Origin of the sequence: Staphylococcus sp. EG-SA-15 (assembly GCF_017151895.1) — a bacterium.
GTDB lineage: Bacteria > Bacillota > Bacilli > Staphylococcales > Staphylococcaceae > Staphylococcus > Staphylococcus aureus.
Window position 1 is genome coordinate 19,947 of the sequence record NZ_JACVZN010000012.1, and the last position, 17,806, is coordinate 37,752.

Here is a 17,806-nt window from a genome sequence, read left to right on the forward strand (position 1 = left end):
AGATTATTTGTGATTCTGGATAAAAATTTTATTTAACGATTAATACAGGGATAGTCGCACGTTTTGCTACTTTGTGGCTGACACTTCCAAGTACAAATTTCTTTTTGTCTTCTGCTTTACGGTTACTTAAAACAACAATTTCGTATTTACCGCTATTAGCATGTTTTAATAGTTCTTCTTTTGCATTACCACGAACAATTATTTGGTCATAATCAATACCATAATCTTCTAAAGCTTTGCGTGTTTTTTCCAATCGCTTGCTTCGTTCTTCAGTAAGTTTGTTTAAATGAACACCTGCTTTAATTGATGCTTGAGCATCTTGTTCGCTGATTGCGTTTAAAACTGTTACGACTGTACCTTCGCCAGCTAATTTAGACACTTCTTTTAGTGCTTTTTCATTTTTTAACTGAGTGTCTACACCAAGTAATATATTTTTATACATTAGTACATCCCTCCTCACTTACATTCTAATAAATAATAATGGATTTTTCCATTTAAAATTAAAGATTTTGTGATCTTTGTGTTTGTTGTATATTTTCAAAAAATAAAATAGGTGAAACGATCATTATTTCATTTCACTTCAATGCTTTTTATCCAAAATAAAGTTATAATGTAGTTAATACTGTTCGAAAAGAAGAGGTAAAGAATGACAAAACATGAACAAATTTTAGATTATATTGAATCGTTATCTATAGGCTCTAAAATTTCGGTGCGTAAAATCGCTAAATTTTTAAACGTATCTGAAGGGACAGCATATCGTGCAATTAAAGATGCTGATAAAATGGGCATGGTCGCAACGATAGATCGTGTTGGTACGGTTCGAATCGAAAAACGTAATCGTAATGAAATTGAACATTTAACTTTTAATGAAATTGTCAATATTATTGATGGCCAAGTGTTAGGTGGCAACAAAGGTATCACTAAGATGGTATCTAAATTTGCAATTGGAGCAATGGAACTCAAAGATATTTTAAAGTATATTGGTCCAAAGACATTATTGATTGTCGGAAATCGTGAAGATGTGCAGATTGAAGCTTTAAAAAGAGGTACGGCTATATTAATTACTGGTGGATTTAAGCCATCTAATAAAGTTATTAATTTTGCGAATGAACATGATTTACCTGTTCTATCATCAAGTTATGATACATTTCTAGTTGCAAATATTATCAACAAAGCACTTTTTAATCAGAAAATACGAAAAGATATCTTAATAGTTCAAGATATAATGACGCCATTAGATGATTTATCTGTGCTGTTTGATACGATGAAAATAGCAGATTATAAGCGTATGGCGAATCGAACTGGCCATACAAGATTTCCGGTAGTCAATGAGTCTTATAAATTAGTAGGTATTGTAACAAGTCGAGAGATGATTAATACAAAGGACGACGACGAAATAGATAAAGTGATGACGCGAAATCCTATTTATGTAAATGCTATGAGTACAGTAGCAAGTTGTGCGCATATGATGATTTGGGAAGGTATTGAATTGATTCCTGTCGTTTCGAGTAATAAAAAGACAGTGGGTGTGATTAATAGACAAGATGTTTTAAAGTCTATGCAACTTTTAGGAAGACAGCCTCAGATGGGTGAAACAATTAACGATCAAATCGCCAAATATATAACAATGAATCAAGATGGAATTACAGTAGAAGTTTCACCACTTTTAATCAATCATTACGGAACAGTAAGTAAAGCGGCATTTGTAAGTATTATAGAAGAAACAATACAATATGAAATGCGTAAATTTAAAAAAGGTAATGTCATGATAGAGAACTTAAATATCGTGTATATTAAAACAGTACCTATTGAATCACATATAACAGTGCGCTTTGGCATACTAGACGTCGGAAGAAACTTCGCCAAAATAGAAGTGAACATGCATAGTCAAAACGACAAAGTAGCGAGCGCTCTCGTGATATGCCAAATGTTTGACGAAGTATAGGAACTTAGCAGAGAAAATAGGCATAAGATAGATTTCGCACAAACGTTGGGGCCCCACCCCAACTTGCATTGTTTGTAGAAATTGGGGGTCCAATTTCTCTGTGTTGGGGCCCCTGAACTAAATAGTATGAAAATATATATATCTAAATAATTAAAACGGGCAAATAGTTTAATATGGTAGTAACAATTTTTATAATTTAGATATTTTGATATAGACTAATGCTTAAATTAAGCAACTTTTCTAAAAAAGGGAGTATGAAAATGATTAGTACTTTGAATGAAATTATGAAATGTATCGAAGACAACGATACAATTATTATACACAGACATGTTAGACCAGATCCTGATGCATATGGTTCACAACTTGGTTTAAAATACTATATTCAGCAGAAATTTCCGCAAAAGCAAGTATTTGCAGTGGGTGAAGCGGAATCATCATTAAGTTTTATTGGAGAGTTAGATAACATTGATGATAAAACATATCAAGATGCGCTTGTAATTGTATGTGATACTGCCAATGCTCCACGAATTGACGATGAACGTTATAGTACAGGTCGTAAACTTATTAAAATAGATCATCATCCTGCAGTTGATCAGTATGGTGATATTAATTTAGTTAATACGAACGCGTCATCTACAAGTGAAATCATTTACGATTTAATCTCACATTTTAATGATGAAGCAATTGTTAATAAAGATATCGCGAGCGTTTTATATCTTGGTATCGTCGGTGATACTGGGCGATTCCTTTTTAACAATACCTCAGAACATACTATGGAAATTGCTGGAAAGTTAATTGGGCATGATATTGATCATAATGCGCTTTTAAATAAAATGATGGAGAAGGATCCAAAAATGTTGCCGTTTCAAGGTTATGTTTTACAACATTTCGAACTTATGGATGATGGATTCTGCCAAGTTAAAATAACTGAAGATGTATTGGAGCAATTCGGTATTCAGCCAAATGAAGCATCTCAGTTTGTTAATACAATTGCTGACATCAAAGGTTTGAAAATATGGGTGTTTGCAGTTGATGAGGGTAGTGAAATAAGATGTCGCTTACGCTCTAAAGGGCAATTGATTATTAATGATATTGCGCAAGATTTTGGTGGCGGTGGTCATCCGAATGCGTCAGGAGTTTCAGTGGACAGCTGGGATGAATTTGAGCAACTTGCTACAGCTTTACGCACAAAACTTAACTAATAGAAAGGAGCCATTCAATCATGGTGGCATATTTAAATATTCATACGGCTTATGATTTGTTAAATTCAAGCTTAAAAATAGAAGATGCCGTAAGACTTGCTGTGTCTGAAAATGTTGATGCACTTGCCATAACTGACACCAATGCATTGTATGGCTTTCCTAAATTTTATGATGCATGTATAGCAAATAACATTAAACCGATTTTTGGTATGACAATATATGTGACAAATGGATTAAATACAGTCGAAACAGTTGTTCTAGCTAAAAATAATGATGGATTAAAAGATTTGTATCAACTATCATCGGAAATAAAAATGAATGCATTAGAACATGTGTCGTTTGAATTATTAAAACGATTTTCTAACAATATGATTATCATTTTTAAAAAAGTCGGTGATCAACATCGTGATATTGTACAAGTGTTTGAAACCCATAATGACACATATATGGACCACCTTAGTATTTCGATTCAAGGTAGAAAACATGTTTGGATTCAAGATGTTTGTTACCAAACACGTCAAGATGCCGATACGATTTCTGCATTAGCAGCTATTAGAGACAATACAAAATTAGACTTAATTCATGATCAAGAAGATTTTGGTGCACATTTTTTAACTGAAAAGGAAGTTAATCAATTAGATATTAACCAAGAATATTTAACGCAGGTTGATGTTATAGCTCAAAAGTGTAATGCAGAATTAAAATATCATCAATCTCTACTTCCTCAATATGAGACACCTAATGATGAATCAGCTAAAAAATATTTGTGGCGTGTCTTAGTTACACAATTAAAAAAATTAGAACTTAATTATGACGTCTATTTAGAGCGATTGAAATATGAGTATAAAGTTATTACTAATATGGGTTTTGAAGATTATTTCTTAATAGTAAGTGATTTAATCCATTATGCGAAAACGAATGATGTGATGGTAGGTCCTGGTCGTGGTTCTTCAGCTGGCTCACTGGTCAGTTATTTATTGGGAATTACAACGATTGATCCTATTAAATTCAATCTATTATTTGAACGTTTTTTAAACCCAGAACGTGTAACAATGCCTGATATTGATATTGACTTTGAAGATACACGCCGAGAAAGGGTCATTCAGTACGTCCAAGAAAAATATGGCGAGCTACATGTATCTGGAATTGTGACTTTCGGTCATCTGCTTGCAAGAGCAGTTGCTAGAGATGTTGGAAGAATTATGGGGTTTGATGAAGTTACATTAAATGAAATTTCAAGTTTAATCCCACATAAATTAGGAATTACACTTGATGAAGCATATCAAATTGACGATTTTAAAAAGTTTGTACATCGAAACCATCGACATGAACGCTGGTTCAGTATTTGTAAAAAGTTAGAAGGTTTACCAAGACATACATCTACACATGCGGCAGGAATTATTATTAATGACCATCCATTATATGAATATGCCCCTTTAACGAAAGGGGATACAGGATTATTAACGCAATGGACAATGACTGAAGCCGAACGTATTGGGTTATTAAAAATAGATTTTCTAGGGTTGAGAAACTTATCGATTATTCATCAAATCTTAACACAAGTCAAAAAAGATTTAGGTATTAATATTGATATCGAAAAGATTCCGTTTGATGATCAAAAAGTGTTTGAATTGTTGTCGCAAGGAGATACGACTGGCATATTCCAATTAGAGTCTGACGGTGTAAGAAGTGTATTAAAAAAATTAAAGCCGGAACACTTTGAAGATATTGTTGCTGTAACTTCTTTGTATAGACCAGGTCCAATGGAAGAAATTCCAACTTACATTACAAGAAGACATGATCCAAGCAAAGTTCAATATTTACATCCACATTTAGAACCTATATTAAAAAATACTTACGGTGTTATTATTTATCAAGAGCAAATTATGCAAATAGCGAGCACATTTGCAAACTTCAGTTATGGTGAAGCGGATATTTTAAGAAGAGCAATGAGTAAAAAAAATAGAGCTGTTCTTGAAAGTGAGCGTCAACATTTTATAGAAGGTGCAAAGCAAAATGGTTATCACGAAGACATTAGTAAGCAAATATTTGATTTGATTCTGAAATTTGCAGATTATGGTTTTCCTAGAGCACATGCTGTCAGCTATTCTAAAATTGCATACATTATGAGCTTTTTAAAAGTCCATTATCCAAATTATTTTTACGCAAATATTTTAAGTAATGTTATTGGAAGTGAGAAGAAAACTGCTCAAATGATAGAAGAAGCAAAAAAACAAGGTATCACTATATTGCCACCGAACATTAACGAAAGTCATTGGTTTTATAAACCTTCCCAAGAAGGCATTTATTTATCAATTGGTACAATTAAAGGTGTTGGTTATCAAAGTGTGAAAGTGATTGTTGATGAACGTTATCAGAACGGCAAATTTAAAGATTTCTTTGATTTTGCTAGACGTATACCGAAGAGAGTCAAAACGAGAAAGTTACTTGAAGCACTGATTTTAGTGGGAGCGTTTGATGCTTTTGGTAAAACACGTTCAACGTTGTTGCAAGCTATTGATCAAGTGTTGGATGGCGATTTAAACATTGAACAAGATGGTTTTTTATTTGATATTTTAACGCCAAAACAGATGTATGAAGATAAAGAAGAATTGCCTGATGCACTTATTAGTCAGTACGAAAAAGAATATTTAGGATTTTATGTTTCGCAACACCCAGTAGATAAAAAGTTTGTTGCCAAACAATATTTAACGATATTTAAATTGAGTAACGCGCAGAATAATAAACCTATATTAGTACAGTTTGATAAAGTTAAACAAATTCGAACTAAAAATGGTCAAAATATGGCATTCGTCACATTAAATGATGGCATTGAAACTTTAGATGGTGTGATTTTCCCTAATCAGTTTAAAAAGTACGAAGAGTTGTTATCACATAATGACTTGTTTATAGTTAGCGGGAAATTTGACCATAGAAAGCAACAACGGCAACTAATTATAAATGAGATTCAAACATTAGCCACTTTTGAAGAACAAAAATTAGCATTTGCCAAACAAATTATAATTAGAAATAAATCACAAATAGATATGTTTGAAGAGATGATTAAAGCTACGAAAGAGAATGCTAATGATGTTATGTTATCCTTTTATGATGAAACGATTAAACAAATGACTACTTTAGGCTATATTAATCAAAAAGATAGTATGTTTAATAATTTTATACAATCCTTTAACCCTAGTGATATTAGGCTTATATAACTTTTATCAACTAATAAATTATGATATAGTAAACTGATGGTTAGATATTTTTTAACCATCAGTTTGCGTTTATATTAGTTTTTTATGCTTATTATTTTTATGAGTTTCACTTTACATTATTGATTAATCCATAAGAATAATTAGCACAAAAAGCAGTATACATAAATTGAGTAAAGAATTTTGTCGATATATCGTGCGGAAAAATAATAACTTTTTGATATATTGGTTTTTGCTATCCATTATAATAATTAAAGGTATATCTTTAGATAGTATGGTTTAATGTATCTTTATAAATATTATTTTATTATCGTTTATCGCTATTTGTGTTACATAATCAAAACCATAAATTCTTACTCATTCAGATTTACCCAATATTTTTACTTTTATAATGTAATGCGTTTTATCCAAGTTATTTTTTAAAAATAAATATTGAATTAGGGGCTGATTTCATGTCATTAAGAGATGAAGCATTGGAAATGCACAAACGTAATCAAGGTAAATTAGAAGTTAAACCAAATGTAAAAGTTACTAATAAAGAGGAATTAAGTTTAGCATACTCACCTGGCGTTGCTGAACCGTGTAAAGATATTTATGAAGATAAAAGAAAAGTATATGATTACACAATTAAAGGAAATACAGTTGCAGTTATTACTGATGGAACAGCGGTATTAGGTTTAGGTAACATTGGACCTGAAGCAAGTATTCCTGTAATGGAAGGTAAAGCAGTATTATTCAAAAGCTTCGCTGGTATCAATGGGGTGCCTATTGCGTTAAATACAACTGATACCGAAGAAATCATTAAAACAGTTAAGTTGTTAGAACCTAATTATGGTGGTATTAATTTAGAGGATATTTCGGCACCACGTTGTTTTGAAATTGAAGAACGATTGAAAAAAGAAACTAATATTCCGGTATTCCATGACGATCAACATGGTACAGCAATTGTAACAATGGCAGGTTTGGTAAATGCATTGAGAGTTGTTAACAAAGATATTGCTAAAATAAAAGTTGTACTAAATGGTGCTGGTGCAGCAGGAATAGCCATTGTTAAATTACTATACGCGTATGGTGTAAGAAATATGGTTATGTGTGACTCAAGAGGCGCAATTTTTGAAGGACGTTCATATGGTATGAATCCTACGAAAGATGTTGTAGCTAAATGGACAAATAAAGATAAGATTGAAGGGTCTTTAGAAGAAGTCGTAAAAGACGCAGATGTATTTATCGGAGTTTCTGTAGCTAATGCGCTGTCACAAGATATGGTTAAGAGTATGGCAGATAATCCAATTATATTTGCAATGGCTAATCCAAATCCTGAAATAATACCTGATGATGCCAAAGCGGCAGGTGCACGAGTTGTTGGTACAGGACGTTCAGACTATCCTAACCAAATTAATAATGTATTAGCTTTCCCTGGTATTTTTAGAGGTGCATTAGAGGTTGAAGCTACACATATAAATGAAGAAATGAAAAAGGCAGCTGTAGAAGCGATTGCTGATTTAATCGATAGTTCTGAATTAAATGAAGACTACTGTATCCCAGGACCGTTTGATAAACGTGTAGCGCCATCAGTTGCTCGTAATGTTGCTAAAGCGGCAATGGAATCTGGAGTAGCTAGGATTGAAGTTGATCCGCAAGATGTGTATGATAAAACAATGAAACTTACAGATTTACAATAAAAATAATTAACGTTTAATTAAATTGCTTAAAAGTTAGCAATAAAGAGTCATTAAAATGATGAAAATGAAAGTTTATGATAAACATTCAACAGTCAAACGAATATAAATCAAATAAATTTAAACCCGTTTTTAACTGGTCAAGTTCAGTTTAAGGCTCTAAATGGTTAGAACAGAGGTTATTTGGAGGTTTTCCTATGTTTAAAGATTTTTTTAATCGAACAAAGAAAAAGAAATATCTTACAGTACAAGACTCTAAAAATAATGATGTGCCTGCAGGTATTATGACTAAGTGTCCAAAGTGTAAGAAAATTATGTACACAAAAGAATTAGCTGAAAATTTAAATGTGTGCTTTAATTGTGATCATCATATTGCTTTAACTGCGTATAAACGTATAGAAGCAATTTCTGATGAAGGATCATTTACAGAATTCGATAAGGGAATGACCTCTGCGAATCCATTAGATTTTCCAAGTTATTTAGAAAAAATTGAAAAGGACCAACAAAAGACAGGTCTTAAAGAAGCAGTTGTGACTGGTACAGCGCAACTAGATGGTATGAAATTTGGCGTTGCTGTCATGGATTCACGTTTTAGAATGGGAAGTATGGGATCGGTTATCGGTGAAAAGATATGTCGCATCATTGATTACTGCACTGAGAACCGTTTACCATTTATTCTTTTCTCTGCAAGTGGTGGTGCACGTATGCAAGAAGGTATTATTTCCTTGATGCAAATGGGTAAAACCAGTGTATCTTTAAAACGTCATTCTGACGCTGGACTATTATATATATCATATTTAACACATCCAACTACTGGTGGTGTATCTGCAAGTTTTGCATCAGTTGGTGATATAAATTTAAGTGAGCCAAAAGCGTTGATAGGTTTTGCAGGTCGTCGAGTTATTGAACAGACAATAAACGAAAAATTGCCAGATGATTTCCAAACTGCAGAATTTTTATTAGAGCATGGACAATTGGATAAAGTTGTACATCGTAATGATATGCGTCAAACATTGTCTGAAATTCTAAAAATCCATCAAGAGGTGACTAAATAATGTTAGATTTTGAAAAACCACTTTTTGAAATTCGAAATAAAATTGAATCTTTAAAAGAATCTCAAGATAAAAATGATGTGGATTTACAAGAAGAAATTGACATGCTTGAAGCGTCATTGGAACGAGAAACTAAAAAAATATATACAAATCTAAAACCATGGGATCGTGTGCAAATTGCGCGTTTGCAAGAAAGACCTACGACCCTAGATTATATTCCATATATCTTTGATTCGTTTATGGAACTACATGGTGATCGTAATTTTAGAGATGATCCAGCAATGATTGGTGGTATTGGCTTTTTAAATGGTCGTGCTGTTACAGTTATTGGACAACAACGTGGAAAAGATACAAAAGATAATATTTATCGAAATTTTGGTATGGCGCATCCAGAAGGTTATCGAAAAGCATTACGTTTAATGAAACAAGCTGAAAAATTCAATCGTCCTATCTTTACATTTATAGATACAAAAGGTGCATATCCTGGTAAAGCTGCTGAAGAACGTGGACAAAGTGAATCTATCGCAACAAATTTGATTGAGATGGCTTCATTAAAAGTACCAGTTATTGCGATTGTTATTGGTGAAGGTGGCAGTGGAGGTGCCCTAGGTATTGGTATTGCCAATAAAGTATTGATGTTAGAGAATAGTACTTACTCTGTTATATCTCCTGAAGGTGCAGCGGCATTATTATGGAAAGACAGTAATTTGGCTAAAATTGCAGCTGAAACAATGAAAATTACTGCTCATGATATTAAGCAATTAGGTATTATAGATGATGTCATTTCTGAACCACTTGGCGGTGCACATAAAGATGTTGAACAGCAAGCTTTAGCTATTAAATCAGCGTTTGTTGCACAGTTAGATTCACTTGAGTCATTATCACGTGATGAAATTGCTAATGATCGCTTTGAAAAATTCAGAAATATCGGTTCTTATATAGAATAATCAACTTGAGCATTTTTATGTTAAATCGATACTGGGTTTTACCATAAATTGAAGTACATTAAAACAATAATTTAATATTTAGATACTGAATTTTAACTAAGATTAGTAGTCAAAATTGTGGCTACTAATCTTTTTTTAATTAAGTTAAAATAAAATTCAATATTTAAAACGTTTACATCAATTCAATACATTAGTTTTGATGGAATGACATATCAATTTGTGGTAATTTAGAGTTAAAGATAAATCAGTTATAGAAAGGTATGTCGTCATGAAGAAAATTGCAGTTTTAACTAGTGGTGGAGATTCACCTGGAATGAATGCTGCCGTAAGAGCAGTTGTTCGTACAGCAATTTACAATGAAATTGAAGTTTATGGTGTGTATCATGGTTACCAAGGATTGTTAAATGATGATATTCATAAACTTGAATTAGGGTCAGTTGGGGATACGATTCAGCGTGGAGGTACATTCTTGTATTCAGCAAGATGTCCAGAGTTTAAGGAGCAAGAAGTACGTAAAGTTGCAATCGAAAACTTACGTAAAAGAGGGATTGAGGGCCTTGTAGTTATTGGTGGTGACGGTAGTTATCGCGGTGCACAACGCATCAGTGAGGAATGCAAAGAAATTCAAACTATCGGTATTCCTGGTACGATTGACAATGATATCAATGGTACTGATTTTACAATTGGATTTGACACAGCATTAAATACGATTATTGGCTTAGTCGACAAAATTAGAGACACTGCGTCAAGTCACGCACGAACATTTATCATTGAAGCAATGGGCCGTGATTGTGGAGATCTAGCATTATGGGCTGGATTATCAGTTGGTGCTGAGACAATTGTAGTTCCAGAAGTGAAAACAGATATTAAAGAAATAGCTGATAAAATTGAACAAGGTATTAAACGTGGTAAGAAACACTCAATCGTTCTTGTAGCAGAAGGTTGTATGACTGCGCAAGATTGTCAAAAAGAATTATCACAATACATCAATGTTGATAATAGAGTGTCTGTGTTAGGTCACGTTCAACGTGGTGGTAGCCCAACAGGTGCGGATAGAGTTTTAGCATCACGTTTAGGTGGATATGCGGTAGACTTATTAATGCAAGGTGAAACAGCTAAGGGTGTTGGAATTAAGAACAATAAAATTGTAGCAACATCTTTTGATGAAATTTTTGATGGTAAAGATCATAAATTTGATTATAGTCTATATGAACTTGCTAACAAGTTATCTATATAAGATTTCAGGAGGAATTATAAAATGAGAAAAACTAAAATTGTATGTACAATTGGACCAGCTTCAGAATCAGAAGAAATGATTGAGAAATTAATCAATGCTGGTATGAACGTTGCACGATTAAACTTTTCACATGGTAGTCATGAAGAGCATAAAGGTAGAATTGATACAATTCGTAAAGTAGCTAAAAGATTAGACAAAATTGTAGCAATTTTATTAGATACAAAAGGTCCAGAAATTCGTACGCATAATATGAAAGACGGTATCATTGAACTTGAACGTGGTAACGAAGTTATTGTTAGCATGAATGAAGTTGAAGGAACACCTGAAAAGTTCTCAGTAACATATGAAAACTTAATTAACGATGTTCAAGTAGGTTCATACATTTTACTTGATGATGGCTTAATTGAATTACAAGTTAAAGATATTGACCATGCTAAAAAAGAAGTTAAATGTGATATTTTAAACTCTGGTGAGCTTAAAAACAAAAAAGGTGTTAACTTACCTGGCGTAAGAGTAAGTTTACCTGGTATTACAGAAAAAGATGCTGAAGATATCCGTTTCGGTATTAAAGAAAATGTTGACTTCATTGCAGCAAGTTTCGTACGTCGTCCTAGTGATGTTTTAGAAATTCGTGAAATTTTAGAAGAACAAAAAGCTAACATTTCAGTATTCCCTAAAATTGAAAACCAAGAAGGTATTGATAATATTGCGGAAATTCTTGAAGTGTCTGATGGTTTAATGGTTGCACGTGGTGACATGGGTGTTGAAATTCCACCTGAAAAAGTACCAATGGTTCAAAAAGATTTAATCAGACAATGTAACAAATTAGGTAAACCAGTTATTACAGCTACACAAATGTTAGATTCTATGCAACGTAACCCACGTGCTACACGTGCAGAAGCTAGTGACGTTGCCAACGCAATCTATGATGGTACAGATGCAGTAATGTTATCTGGTGAAACTGCTGCTGGTTTATATCCTGAAGAAGCTGTTAAAACAATGAGGAATATTGCTGTATCAGCTGAAGCAGCCCAAGATTACAAAAAGTTATTGTCAGATCGTACTAAATTAGTTGAAACTTCATTAGTGAATGCTATCGGTATTTCGGTTGCACATACAGCTTTAAACTTAAATGTTAAAGCAATTGTAGCTGCTACTGAAAGTGGTTCAACGGCACGTACTATCTCTAAATATCGTCCACATTCAGACATTATTGCGGTGACTCCAAGTGAAGAAACTGCACGTCAATGTTCAATTGTTTGGGGAGTTCAACCTGTAGTTAAAAAAGGACGTAAGAGTACAGATGCATTGTTAAACAATGCAGTTGCAACAGCTGTTGAAACTGGTAGAGTATCTAATGGTGATTTAATCATTATTACTGCTGGTGTACCAACTGGTGAAACTGGAACTACTAATATGATGAAAATCCACCTAGTTGGTGACGAAATTGCTAATGGTCAAGGTATTGGACGTGGATCAGTTGTTGGTACTACGTTAGTTGCTGAAACTGTTAAAGATTTAGAAGGTAAAGATTTATCTGACAAAGTTATCGTTACTAACTCAATCGATGAAACGTTTGTACCTTATGTAGAAAAAGCTTTAGGCTTAATTACAGAAGAAAATGGTATTACATCACCAAGTGCAATTGTTGGTTTAGAAAAAGGTATTCCAACAGTTGTAGGTGTAGAAAAAGCTGTTAAAAACATAAGCAATAACATGTTAGTTACGATTGATGCTGCTCAAGGTAAAATCTTTGAAGGATATGCAAACGTACTATAATTTATAAAAAAACGTCTTTCCATTTATCAACAATGGAAAGGCGTTTTTTGGTTCATCTGGTATTTTATGACGTAATTAATAGGTTATTTGATAATGATAGTGTATGAATGGCAATCTATATAAATATTTATATCTTTTATACATGTACATTATCACCTTCAAACTTTCACTCATATTACTTTGGAAATTTATTATAAAATAGAAGTATGGATGTATTTCTGAAATGATACATTATTAAATAGATGAGAAAGTAAAAGTTTTGAGCCAAGTACGCAATTTAATATTATAAGTTGCATATAAAAACCCCTGTTGAACTTTAGTATATTCAACAGGGGTAAAACTTGTTGTTATTTATTTGATTTAGCAGCGATACGTTTATATCTTAAGTACATAAATGCTAAAAGTATAAACCAAATCGGAATAAAATAAATTGCACGTCTTGTATCAACATTAATAAATAATAACCCGAACACAAAAATGAAGAATACAAATATTAAGTAGCCCATATATTTGCCACCTAATAGTTTGTACGTAGCATTTTTATGTAGATCTGGGTTTTTACGACTATAATTGATATATGCAATGATAATCAGACCCCATACAACTAAAAATAACACTGTAGAGATGGTAGTCACATACGTAAATACTTTTGTCGCATCTGGGAAAATATAGTTTAGTAATGCTGCCACAAGTAATAATGCTGATGAAGCAAAGATTGCAACATGTGGAACGCCATATTTATTCGTCTTAGAAAAGTTCGGAGGTGCTTGTTGTTGACTTGATAAACCGAAAAGCATACGGCTATTTGAGAATATACCACTGTTACATGATGAAGCAGCAGCGGTTAATACTACAAAATTAATCAAGCCCGCAGCAAACGGAATTCCGATCAATGCGAATAATTTTACGAATGGACTGTTATCAGGATCAACTTGCTGCCAAGGGATAATAGACATGATAACCGCTAACGCACCAACGTAAAATATTAAAATTCTAATGGGTACACTGTTAATTGCTTTTGGAATTGTTTTAACTGGATCTTTTGTTTCCCCAGCTGTAACACCAATCATTTCAATTCCTACAAATGAGAATAATGCCATTTGGAAAGACATAAAGAATCCAGAAGCACCTTTAGCGAATATGCCGTGTTCATATAAATTTGTGAAACTGGCATGCCCGAATTGAGTTTTAAATGCAAATAGAATCATGACGAAACCAACTACTATTAAACCAATAATTGTCGCTATTTTAATGATAGAGAACCAAAATTCTAATTCTCCGAAAAGTCTTGCGCTAAGTAGGTTGAATGACATTAATAACAGTACACAAAATAGTGCACTTATCCAGTTTGGAATTTCTGGGAACCAAAAGCTAACATATTTTGCCACAGCCGTTACTTCAGCCATACCTGTAATAATCCAACAGAACCAGTATGTCCATCCGGTAACAAATCCTGCAAAAGGCCCAATATATGTATTGGTTACATCTGCGAAAGATTTAAATTCAGTATTCTGTATAATGATTTCTCCTAAACCTCGCATAAACATAAATAACATAAATCCTATAATGATGTATGTTAATAGAATTGAAGGGCCGGTTAATGCAATCGTTTGACCAGCACCTAAGAATAAGCCTGTACCAATTGCACCGCCAATTGCAATTAATTGTATGTGGCGATTGCTCAGTTCCCTTTGTAATTTTTCAGCCATAATACATCTCCCTTAAATATAGATATGTTTATTATGCACTTATATTGAGATATATACAATTATTTTCGGTAAAAATGTGTAAAATTCCATGTTAATATACTTTGGTTTTTATAATCATATATAATAACCAATTGAAAATTTAATTCTATTGTAAAATTCATGGATTATTCACATCTTGAAAAAGCTTTAATGGTGCTATTTGTGGCTATTCTGTGACATTTACATAGATTTACAAAAAAATTGTTGCACATATAATGCCAGTTTTTATATTTCACAAACGAAATGCGTTTAGCTATAATATTAGTTGAAAGCCATTTCATAAAGAAACAGTAAAGGGGAAATTTATCATGGCAGAATTACAAAGAGGTTTAGAAGGGGTTATCGCAGCGGAGACTAAAATAAGTTCAATTATTGAAAGTCAATTGACTTATGCCGGCTATGATATTGATGATCTAGCTGAAAATGCGCAATTTGAAGAAGTTATTTTCCTATTATGGAACTATAGATTGCCAAACGAAGAAGAGCTTGCTCATCTAAAAGGGAAATTAAATCAATACATGACATTAAATCCTCGTGTGTATACACATTTTGAGGAGTATGTTACAGATCACGTGCATCCAATGACAGCATTACGTACGTCATTATCATATATTGCACATTTCGATCCTGATGCTGAAAATGAATCAGATGAAAATCGTTATGAAAGAGCAATGCGTATACAGGCTAAAGTAGCATCATTAGTTACAGCGTTTGCTCGAGTAAGACAAGATAAAGAACCACTTAAGCCTAATCCTGACTTAAGTTATGCGGCAAACTTCCTATATATGTTACGTGGGGAATTACCAACAGATATAGAAGTAGAAGCCTTCAATAAAGCACTTATTTTACACGCTGATCATGAGTTGAACGCATCTGCATTTACAGCACGTTGTGCGGTATCATCATTGTCAGATATGTACTCAGGTATTGTAGCAGCTGTAGGTTCTCTGAAAGGGCCATTACATGGTGGTGCAAACGAACAAGTTATGACGATGTTATCTGAGATTGGGTCAATTGAAAATGTTGATGCTTACTTAGATGAAAAATTTGCTAATAAAGATAAAGTAATGGGCTTCGGTCATCGTGTATATAAAGATGGTGATCCTAGAGCGAAATATTTAAGAGAAATGAGCCGTCAAATTACGAAAGACGCTGGTCGTGAAGAATTATTTGAAATGTCAGTGAAAATGGAAAAACGTATGGCAGAAGAAAAAGGATTAATTCCTAATGTTGATTTTTATAGTGCGAGTGTTTATCACTGTATGGAAATACCTCATGACTTATTCACGCCAATCTTTGCTGTAAGTCGTTCTGCAGGATGGATTGCTCATATTTTAGAACAATATAAAGATAATAGAATTATGCGTCCTAGAGCGAAATATATTGGCGAAACGAATCGTAAGTATATCCCGCTTGAAGAAAGAAAATAATCAATACAAATTAAAAATGAAGATGTAAAATTTGGAGGTAAAATAACTATGACTGCAGAAAAAATTACTCAAGGAACTGAAGGATTAAACGTACCTAATGAACCAATTATCCCATTTATTATCGGTGATGGAATTGGACCGGATATTTGGAAGGCAGCAAGCCGAGTTATAGATGCTGCTGTTGAGAAAGCCTATAATGGCGAAAAACGCATTGAATGGAAAGAAGTGCTAGCTGGCCAAAAAGCATTTGATACAACTGGTGAATGGTTACCTCAAGAAACACTTGATACAATTAAAGAATATTTAATTGCTGTTAAAGGACCTTTAACAACACCAATTGGTGGTGGTATTAGATCATTAAATGTGGCTTTACGCCAAGAATTAGATTTATTTACTTGTTTAAGACCGGTACGTTGGTTTAAAGGAGTACCATCACCTGTTAAACGTCCACAAGATGTTGATATGGTTATTTTCCGTGAAAATACTGAAGACATTTATGCTGGTATTGAATTTAAAGAAGGTACAACAGAAGTTAAAAAGGTAATTGACTTCTTACAAAACGAAATGGGTGCGACAAACATTCGATTCCCAGAAACTTCAGGTATTGGTATTAAACCAGTTTCTAAAGAAGGAACTGAGCGATTAGTTAGAGCAGCTATACAATATGCTATCGATAATAACCGTAAATCAGTTACTTTAGTTCATAAAGGTAATATTATGAAATTTACAGAAGGCTCATTTAAGCAGTGGGGTTACGATTTAGCATTATCTGAATTTGGTGATCAAGTATTCACTTGGCAACAATATGACGAAATTGTTGAAAAAGAAGGCAGAGATGCTGCTAATGCTGCTCAAGAAAAAGCTGAAAAAGAAGGCAAGATTATCATTAAAGATTCTATTGCTGACATTTTCTTACAACAAATTTTAACTCGTCCAGCTGAGCATGATGTTGTAGCAACTATGAACTTGAATGGTGACTATATTTCAGATGCTTTAGCTGCACAAGTTGGTGGTATTGGTATTGCGCCAGGTGCAAACATTAATTATGAAACAGGTCATGCTATTTTTGAAGCAACACATGGTACAGCTCCAAAATATGCAGGTTTAAATAAAGTGAATCCATCTTCAGTAATTTTAAGTTCTGTATTAATGTTAGAACATTTAGGATGGCAAGAAGCGGCAGATAAGATTACAGATTCAATTGAAGATACAATTGCTTCAAAAGTTGTTACTTATGACTTTGCCCGTTTAATGGATGGTGCTGAAGAAGTTTCTACATCAGCATTTGCAGATGAATTGATTAAAAATTTAAAATAAGCAAAATAAAATTAGGTGAGTCTAGCAACTTTAATTGCTAGGTTCGCCTTTTTAAATGAATTGAAGTTGGCAACAGGATAGAAATAATAAAGAGTCACCAATGATTGATTATGTAGTGTTTCTTACACATTAGACAAAGCGAATATGTACATAAGCTTAGGAATAAATGAGTAAAACTCATGCATAGGTAGTGGGATAGAAATGCTATTTTTACAAAATTTATTTCGTTGTCCCAGAGTAAGTCATGCAAATGAT

Annotated in this window: 12 protein-coding genes; 10 read left to right on the forward strand and 2 right to left on the reverse strand. The window is 33.1% G+C overall.

Annotated elements, in window-relative coordinates:
- Window positions 1–28: 28 nt before the first annotated feature.
- Window positions 29–442 carry a universal stress protein gene (locus IDG64_RS07190; protein WP_000277602.1) on the reverse strand — a complete coding sequence of 138 codons (414 nt, stop codon included), beginning with the start codon at window positions 440–442 and terminating at the stop codon, window positions 29–31.
- A gap of 204 nt (window positions 443–646) precedes the next feature.
- Between IDG64_RS07190 and IDG64_RS07195 the strand changes: the two genes are divergently transcribed.
- The 8 genes from IDG64_RS07195 to pyk all read left to right on the forward strand — a co-directional run bounded on the left by IDG64_RS07195 (window position 647) and on the right by pyk (window position 13,056).
- Window positions 647–1,945: a CBS domain-containing protein gene (locus tag IDG64_RS07195; protein WP_000160435.1), complete on the forward strand. Its 1,299-nt coding sequence runs from the start codon at window positions 647–649 to the stop codon at window positions 1,943–1,945.
- Between the two features lie 260 nt (window positions 1,946–2,205).
- Window positions 2,206–3,147 (forward strand): pApA hydrolase Pde2, encoded by a 942-nt coding sequence (gene pde2, locus IDG64_RS07200; protein ID WP_000626076.1) that lies wholly within the window; start codon window positions 2,206–2,208, stop codon window positions 3,145–3,147.
- A 20-nt stretch (window positions 3,148–3,167) separates the two neighbouring features.
- Entirely contained in the window at window positions 3,168–6,365 is a 3,198-nt protein-coding gene (locus IDG64_RS07205; RefSeq protein WP_000226895.1) for a DNA polymerase III subunit alpha, read from the forward strand.
- A 449-nt stretch (window positions 6,366–6,814) separates the two neighbouring features.
- A complete protein-coding gene (gene ystJ / locus IDG64_RS07210) occupies window positions 6,815–8,044 on the forward strand; it encodes an NADP-dependent malic enzyme (RefSeq protein ID WP_000058389.1) in 1,230 nt (409 codons plus the stop codon).
- A gap of 194 nt (window positions 8,045–8,238) precedes the next feature.
- Window positions 8,239–9,096 carry an acetyl-CoA carboxylase, carboxyltransferase subunit beta gene (gene accD, locus IDG64_RS07215; RefSeq protein ID WP_000471571.1) on the forward strand — a complete coding sequence of 286 codons (858 nt, stop codon included), beginning with the start codon at window positions 8,239–8,241 and terminating at the stop codon, window positions 9,094–9,096.
- The gene (locus IDG64_RS07220) at window positions 9,096–10,040 is read left to right on the forward strand and encodes an acetyl-CoA carboxylase carboxyltransferase subunit alpha (RefSeq protein ID WP_000883648.1); all 945 of its coding nucleotides are present in this window, start codon (window positions 9,096–9,098) and stop codon (window positions 10,038–10,040) included. Before accD ends, IDG64_RS07220 begins: the two co-directional genes overlap by 1 nt.
- 268 nt (window positions 10,041–10,308) lie before the next feature.
- Entirely contained in the window at window positions 10,309–11,277 is a 969-nt protein-coding gene (pfkA, locus tag IDG64_RS07225) for a 6-phosphofructokinase (RefSeq protein WP_000717561.1), read from the forward strand.
- Window positions 11,278–11,298: 21 nt separating this feature from the next.
- Window positions 11,299–13,056, forward strand: coding sequence for a pyruvate kinase (gene pyk, locus IDG64_RS07230; protein ID WP_001232648.1), 1,758 nt, complete (start codon window positions 11,299–11,301; stop codon window positions 13,054–13,056).
- Window positions 13,057–13,403: 347 nt separating this feature from the next.
- On the opposite strand, the gene IDG64_RS07235 is transcribed toward pyk, so the two are convergent.
- Window positions 13,404–14,765, reverse strand: a complete 1,362-nt coding sequence (locus IDG64_RS07235; RefSeq protein ID WP_000818525.1) for an amino acid permease — start codon at window positions 14,763–14,765, stop codon at window positions 13,404–13,406.
- 347 nt (window positions 14,766–15,112) lie between these two features.
- On the opposite strand from IDG64_RS07235, the gene IDG64_RS07240 reads away from it, so the two are divergent.
- Window positions 15,113–16,234, forward strand: coding sequence for a citrate synthase (locus tag IDG64_RS07240; RefSeq protein ID WP_000829167.1), 1,122 nt, complete (start codon window positions 15,113–15,115; stop codon window positions 16,232–16,234).
- 48 nt (window positions 16,235–16,282) lie between these two features.
- Complete coding sequence (gene icd, locus IDG64_RS07245) at window positions 16,283–17,551, forward strand: NADP-dependent isocitrate dehydrogenase (RefSeq protein ID WP_000123164.1); 1,269 nt, start codon at window positions 16,283–16,285, stop codon at window positions 17,549–17,551.
- Window positions 17,552–17,806 lie beyond the last annotated feature (255 nt).

What these genes read in the sequence shown, in the direction of transcription:
- IDG64_RS07190 (WP_000277602.1), bottom strand. Translation starts at nt 442, where the DNA reads ATGTATAAAAATATATTACTTGGTGTAGACACTCAGTTAAAAAATGAA.
- IDG64_RS07195 (WP_000160435.1), top strand. Translation starts at nt 647, where the DNA reads ATGACAAAACATGAACAAATTTTAGATTATATTGAATCGTTATCTATA.
- pde2 (WP_000626076.1), top strand. Translation starts at nt 2,206, where the DNA reads ATGATTAGTACTTTGAATGAAATTATGAAATGTATCGAAGACAACGAT.
- IDG64_RS07205 (WP_000226895.1), top strand. Translation starts at nt 3,168, where the DNA reads ATGGTGGCATATTTAAATATTCATACGGCTTATGATTTGTTAAATTCA.
- ystJ (WP_000058389.1), top strand. Translation starts at nt 6,815, where the DNA reads ATGTCATTAAGAGATGAAGCATTGGAAATGCACAAACGTAATCAAGGT.
- accD (WP_000471571.1), top strand. Translation starts at nt 8,239, where the DNA reads ATGTTTAAAGATTTTTTTAATCGAACAAAGAAAAAGAAATATCTTACA.
- IDG64_RS07220 (WP_000883648.1), top strand. Translation starts at nt 9,096, where the DNA reads ATGTTAGATTTTGAAAAACCACTTTTTGAAATTCGAAATAAAATTGAA.
- pfkA (WP_000717561.1), top strand. Translation starts at nt 10,309, where the DNA reads ATGAAGAAAATTGCAGTTTTAACTAGTGGTGGAGATTCACCTGGAATG.
- pyk (WP_001232648.1), top strand. Translation starts at nt 11,299, where the DNA reads ATGAGAAAAACTAAAATTGTATGTACAATTGGACCAGCTTCAGAATCA.
- IDG64_RS07235 (WP_000818525.1), bottom strand. Translation starts at nt 14,765, where the DNA reads ATGGCTGAAAAATTACAAAGGGAACTGAGCAATCGCCACATACAATTA.
- IDG64_RS07240 (WP_000829167.1), top strand. Translation starts at nt 15,113, where the DNA reads ATGGCAGAATTACAAAGAGGTTTAGAAGGGGTTATCGCAGCGGAGACT.
- icd (WP_000123164.1), top strand. Translation starts at nt 16,283, where the DNA reads ATGACTGCAGAAAAAATTACTCAAGGAACTGAAGGATTAAACGTACCT.